Raw genomic sequence first — 5,771 nt, 5'->3', positions numbered from 1 at the left:
GCGATTTCCGACGTCGTCACCAGCAACGCCGCTGCCCCGTCGGAGATCTGCGACGAATTGCCGGCGTGGATCACGCCGGCCTCGTCGAACGCGGGCTTGAGTCCGGCCAGTTTCTCGGCGGTGGTTCCGCGCCGAATGCCCTCGTCGGCGGTCACGACAGCTGTGTCGTCGTCAAGAGTGGGGAAGACCGGGACGATCTGGCCGGTGAAGGCACCGTGGTCCTGCGCGGCTGCGGCGCGCTGGTGGGACAGCGCGGAATACTCGTCAAGCCTGTTGCGGGAGAAGCCCCACTTCTTCGCGATCATCTCCGCGGAGAGTCCTTGGTTGAAGGAGAAATCGTCATAGCGGGCAAGCACTTTGGGGCCGTACGGCTGGCCGCTTGCCCTCGCCGACCCAAGCGGCACCCGGCTCATCACCTCTACTCCGCCGGCCACCACCACGTCTTGCTGGCCGGACATCACCGCCTGCGCGGCGAAGTCGAGCGCCTGCTGGCTGGAACCGCACGCGCGGTTGATCGTGGTGCCGGGGATGCGTTCGGGCCAGCCGGCAGCCAGCACCGCATAGCGGCCGATGTTGCTGGACTGGTCACCGACCTGAGACACACAGCCCCACACCACGTCGTCGATGACGTCCGGGTCGATGCCGGTGCGCTCCAGGAGGTCGTTCAGCACGATGGCCGATAGGTCGGCGGCGTGCATCGTGGACAATCCACCGTTGCGCTTGCCGACGGGCGTCCGTACTGCCTCGACGATGACTGTTTCACGCATTTTTCTGCTCCGATCTATTGACCGCCCATTGCCCCGAGAACGACGGGTCGCGTTTCTCGGCGAAGGCCGCATACGCTTCCGCCGAATCGACCGTGGCGAAGTTACCTACCTGCGCGCGTGCTTCGTTGGCCAGCGCATCGCGCATCGTCCTGTCAACACCCTCGTTCAGCAGTGCCTTGCTGTGCGCCAACGCAATCGGCGGTCCGGCCGCCAGCCGGTCGGCGACGTCGGTGACGAAGGCGTCGATCTCACCGGCATCCACCAGCCACGTCACCAGGCCCAAGTCGTGCGCCTCCGCGGCGTCGATGGTCTCGGCCAGCAGCACGAGTCGTTTGGCCTGTTGCAGGCCGACGATTTTCGGCAGCAACCAGGAGCCGCCGAGGTCTACCGACAAGCCGCGTTTGGAAAAGATCTGTGAGAACGTCGATTCCGGGGTCGCCGCCACCAGATCGCAGCCCAACGCCAGGTTCCACCCGGCACCGACAGCGACGCCGTTGACCTTGGCGATGGTCGGAACCGACAACTCGTGCAGCGCCAATGCGACGTCTGTCAGCCGCTGCAGTTTGTGGACCGGATGACCGCCATCCGGCGTGGAGATGTCGGCACCAGAGCAGAACGCCCCCCCGGCACCGGTGATCACCACCGCACGGACGCCGCTGTCTTTGCCCGCGGCGATCAGCGCCTCGGCCAACGCGATCCACAGCTCGCGATTGATCGCGTTCTTGCGACGCGGCCGGTTCAGCGTCAGCGTCCGCACACCGTCGCAGTCGCTGCACAACAGCACCGGCTGGTCGGGCATCAGTGCCGCTCCTCCCCATCGCTTCGTCCCCCTCGCCGCTCCGCGGCTGGGGGCGCCCCCACTGCATCGTCGCCGGCACGCATCAGGAGTACGCCGATCCGATGGCGCCTTGTCCTCGCAGCCCGTCGATCTCGTCGGCGGCGATGCCGAGTTCGCCGAGGACCGAGTCGGTGTGCTGCCCGAGTCCGGGCACCGCCCCCATCGGGCTCTGGTAGCCGGCGATGACGGGCGGCGGCAGCAAGGCCTGAATCGGTCCGGCGGGTGTGTCGACCTGCCGCCAGCGGTCCCGGGCCGTCAACTGCGGATGGACCAGGACTTCGCTCGGTCGGTTGTACCGCGCGTTGCCGATCCCGGCGGCATCCGCCGTCTTCTGCACATGTTCGAGATCGTGTGCCGCGCACCAGGCGCCGATAGCCTCGTCCAGCAGGCCGCGGTGCGCACAGCGCCCGGAGTTGTTGGCAAACCTGGGATCGTCAGCGAGATCGTCGCGCTGAATAATCTGCCGCGAAAGTCGTTGCCATTCAGCATCGTTGGTGGTCCCCAGCACGACGGTCTGGCCGTCGGCAGTGCGGTAGGCGCCGTATGGCGCCACCGCGGGTGAACTCATCCCCAACGGTATTTGGTCGATGCCGGAATGCTGGGTGTAGGTCAGCGGATAGCCCATCAGATCGGTCATGGTGTCGAACAGGCTGAGCGCGACGGTATTGCCATGGCCGCCGGAGTCCGGCCCGGTGTCTCGCGAATACAGCAGCGCCAGTATCGAAAGCGCCGAGTACAGTCCGGTGCTGATGTCGGCCATTGGTGGGCCGGGCTTGGCCGGCGCGCCTGCCTGGCCGGTCACGGCGCAAGCACCCGACTCCGCTTGCGCGAGCAGGTCGTAAGCCCGTTTGTGTGACAGCGGCCCGCCGGGGCCGTACCCGTCGATTTCGACCGCGATCACATCGGGATGACGTTCTGCCATGTCGGCCGGCCCGATCCCGAGCCGGGCGGTGGCCCCGGGAGCGAGGTTGGACACCAACACATCGGCACGATCCAGCAGGCGATGCAGCAGGTCGCGCCCTGCGTCGGTCTTCACGTCGAGCGTCACCGATTCCTTGCCGCGGTTAGCCCAGACAAAGTGGGCGGCAAGCCCATTCACGACATCGTCGTAGTACCGGGCGAAATCCCCGCCCTTGGGATTTTCTATTTTGATGACCCGCGCACCGAAATCGGCGAGCACCCGTGTGCACATCGGCGCCGAGACGGCTTGTTCGAGGGCCACCACCGTGATTCCGGCCAGCGGCCCACCGGTCTGCGACATCACATCACCATGCCGCCGTCCACCGGCAACACCTGGCCAGTGATGTAAGAGGCGGCGTCAGAGGCGAGGAAGACGAAGGCGCCGGCCACCTCTTCGGGTTCCGCCCAGCGTTTCAGCGGGATGCGATTCATCATGTTGGCGGCGAATTTCTCGTTGGTGCGAATGGTCTGGGTCATCCGGGTGGCCGCAAGTGGGGCAAGCGCATTCACCAGGATGTTGTTACGCGCCATCTCGCGCGCCAACGACTTGGTGAACCCGATGATGCTGGCCTTGGCGGCAGAGTAGTTCACCTGGCCCAAAGTGCCGGTGATACCGGCGGACGAGACCACGTTGATGATGCGACCGGTCCCGTCGGTGGGTAGAGCTTTCAACGCGGCCTGGGCGCAGTGCACGGCCCCCATCAGGTGGATGTCGAGCACTTTGTAGAAGCTCTCGTCGGTGAGGTCGGCGAACATTCCCGGCGCGGTCACGCCGGCGTTGTTGATCAGGATGTGCAGCACACCATCGGCGAGGCTGGCGGCCTGCGCGACAGCGGCGCCCGCCGCTTCCCGGTCGCGCACGTCGAGCACGGTGCTTTCCGCCTTACCGCCATTGGCGCAAATGCGTTCGGCGACAGCCGAAGCTGCGTCGGCATCAACATCACTGACGAGCACCGCGGCACCCGCGGCGGCCAGCGCATCGGCAACGGCGGCGCCGATCCCGGTTCCGGACCCGGTGACCAGTGCCGAGCGGCCAGACAGGTCGAACAGCGATCCCATCAGTAGCTCCTCGGCATTCCGAGCACGTGCTCGCCAAGGAAGTTGAGAATCATCTCCTGACTGACCGGTGCGATCTTCATCAGCCGCGACTCGCGGAAGTAGCGCGACACGTGGTACTCCTCCGAGTAGCCCATTCCGCCGTGCAATTGCAGCGCCCGATCGGCCGCTCCGAATCCTGCGTCGGCGCACAGGTATTTCGCGGTATTGGCTTCGCGGCCACAGGATTTGCCGTTGTCGTAGAGCCAGGTGGCCTTGCGCAGCACCAATTCTGCGGCGTCGAGGCGCGCCAGCGAGTCGGCCAGCGGAAACTGCAGGCCCTGGTTCATCCCGATCGGGCGGTTGAACACGACGCGCTCGTTGCCGTACTTGACGGCCTTTTCCAGCGCCACGCGCCCGATGCCGAGCGCCTCGGCGGCGATCAGCATCCGCTCCGGGTTGAGACCGTCGAGGATGTACTTGAAGCCTTGCCCCTCCTCGCCGACGCGATCCTCCACCGGGACGATCAGATCGTCGATGAACACCTCGTTGGAGCTGACGGCGTTGCGGCCCATCTTCTTGATCGGGCGGATGTCGACATGGTCGCGATCGAGGTCGGTGAGAAACAGCGTCATGCCATCGGTCTTCTTGGTCACCTCGTCGAACGGTGTGGTGCGCGTCAGCAGCAGGATCTTCTCGGACTCCAGCGCCTTGGAGATCCAGACCTTGCGTCCGTTGATCCGGTAGGTGTCGCCTTCGCGCTTGGCGAACGTCGTGATGCGCGACGTATCAAGGCCCGCACCAGGTTCGGTGACGCCGAAGCAGACGTGTAGATCGCCGTTGACGATTCGCGGGAGGGTCCTGGCCTTCATCTCGTCGGAGCCATGCTTGACGACGGGTTGCATACCGAAGATCGTGAGGTGAATCGCGCTGGCGCCGTTCATGGCCGCACCCGATCGCGACACCTCCTCGAGCAGCAGCGTCGCCTCGGTAATACCTAGTCCGTGGCCGCCGTACTCCTCGGGGATCGTCATACCGAGCCAGCCGCCGTTGGCGATCGCATCGTAGAACTCTTGCGGGAATTCGTGCGCCAGGTCTTTTTCCATCCAGTACTGGTCGTCGAACTTCGACGCCAGCTCGGCTACCGACTTGCGGATCAGCTGTTGGTCATCGGTCAGCTCGAAGCTCATCCCACCGCCGGCCACTGCGAAATCTCCTTAGATCAGTTCAGCCACCGGCTCTGTGTGCCGGCCCGCTGCGCCCGGCTTCGCCGCGCTTGCGACCGCCGCCGCCGCACATACGACCAGCCGCGCGTCAGTCCTTGTTGCCGGTCAGTTCCTTGGCGCTGGCCGCGAAGTCCGCGAAGCTAGCGCCACCGTGCTCGTGCTTGGACAGTGCCCGGATCGAAACATCATGGCCCTCAGCTGCTTTGCGCAACGCACCCACGGTGGCCTGAGCCTCGGTGATATGGCTGAACGGGTCGAAGGAGTACCAGCGCATCGCGTTCTGGTACGCCATCTTCTTGATCTCGTCGTCCGGAACGCTGTTGGCCGACAGCACCTCCCACAATTCCTCGGGCGCGCCTGGCCACATCGAGTCGCTGTGCGGGTAGTCAGCTTCCCAGCAGATGTTGTCGATGCCGATCATGTTGCGCAGCGCAACCCCGACCTTGTCGCTGATGAAGCAGGTCAGGAAGTGCTCGCGAAACACCTCGCTGGGCAACTTGCCCTTGAAGTCCTGGTGCGTCCACGTCGAGTGCATCTCGTAAGTGCGGTCGGCGCGCTCGAGGAAGTAGGGAATCCACCCAGTGCCACCCTCGGACAGCGCGACCTTCAAGTCGGGGTACTGCTTAATCGGCTTAGACCACAACAGGTCCGCCGCGGCCTGGACGATGTTCATCGGCTGCAGGGTGATCATCACGTCCATCGGCGCGTCGGGAGCCGTGATTGCGAGCCGGCCAGAGGATCCGATGTGCACGTTCATCACGGTGTCGGTGTCGCACAGCGCATCCCACAGCGGCTTCCAGTAGTCGTCGTGGAAGCTGGGGTAGCCCATCGCGGCCGGGTTCTCGGTGAAGGTCAGCGCGTGCACGCCCTTCTTGGCCACCCGGCGAACCTCTTTGGCGCACTCCTCGGCATCCCAGATCACCGGGATCGCCATCGGGATGAAAC

Annotated in this window: 6 protein-coding genes; all 6 read right to left on the bottom strand. The window is 65.1% G+C overall.

Annotation, left to right across the window (positions count from 1 at the left end; genetic code table 11):
* The coding region (locus WAO18_RS22940) for a thiolase family protein (RefSeq protein ID WP_422208525.1) at positions 1-767 on the bottom strand (767 nt) is incomplete at its 3' end.
* Positions 760-1,566 (bottom strand): enoyl-CoA hydratase/isomerase family protein, encoded by an 807-nt coding sequence (locus tag WAO18_RS22935; RefSeq protein WP_422208524.1) that lies wholly within the window; start codon positions 1,564-1,566, stop codon positions 760-762. The genes WAO18_RS22940 and WAO18_RS22935, both read right to left, overlap by 8 nt.
* A gap of 82 nt (positions 1,567-1,648) precedes the next feature.
* Positions 1,649-2,866, bottom strand: coding sequence for a CaiB/BaiF CoA transferase family protein (locus WAO18_RS22930; RefSeq protein ID WP_422208523.1), 1,218 nt, complete (start codon positions 2,864-2,866; stop codon positions 1,649-1,651).
* The gene (locus WAO18_RS22925) at positions 2,866-3,624 is read right to left on the bottom strand and encodes an SDR family NAD(P)-dependent oxidoreductase (RefSeq protein ID WP_422208522.1); all 759 of its coding nucleotides are present in this window, start codon (positions 3,622-3,624) and stop codon (positions 2,866-2,868) included. Before WAO18_RS22925 ends, WAO18_RS22930 begins: the two co-directional genes overlap by 1 nt.
* On the bottom strand, positions 3,624-4,790 hold the full coding sequence (locus tag WAO18_RS22920) for an acyl-CoA dehydrogenase family protein (protein WP_422208526.1): 1,167 nt from the start codon (positions 4,788-4,790) through the stop codon (positions 3,624-3,626). The genes WAO18_RS22925 and WAO18_RS22920 overlap by 1 nt, the downstream gene beginning before the upstream one ends.
* Before the next feature lie 124 nt (positions 4,791-4,914).
* Positions 4,915-5,771: amidohydrolase family protein (locus WAO18_RS22915; RefSeq protein ID WP_422208521.1), on the bottom strand; the 857-nt coding region annotated here is incomplete at its 5' end.

It is taken from the genome of Mycobacterium sp., from assembly GCF_049278535.1.
Classification (GTDB): Bacteria; Actinomycetota; Actinomycetes; order Mycobacteriales; family Mycobacteriaceae; genus Mycobacterium.
The sequence above is the reverse complement of the archived record's forward strand: the minus strand, read 5'-3'. Positions and strand labels throughout refer to the sequence as shown.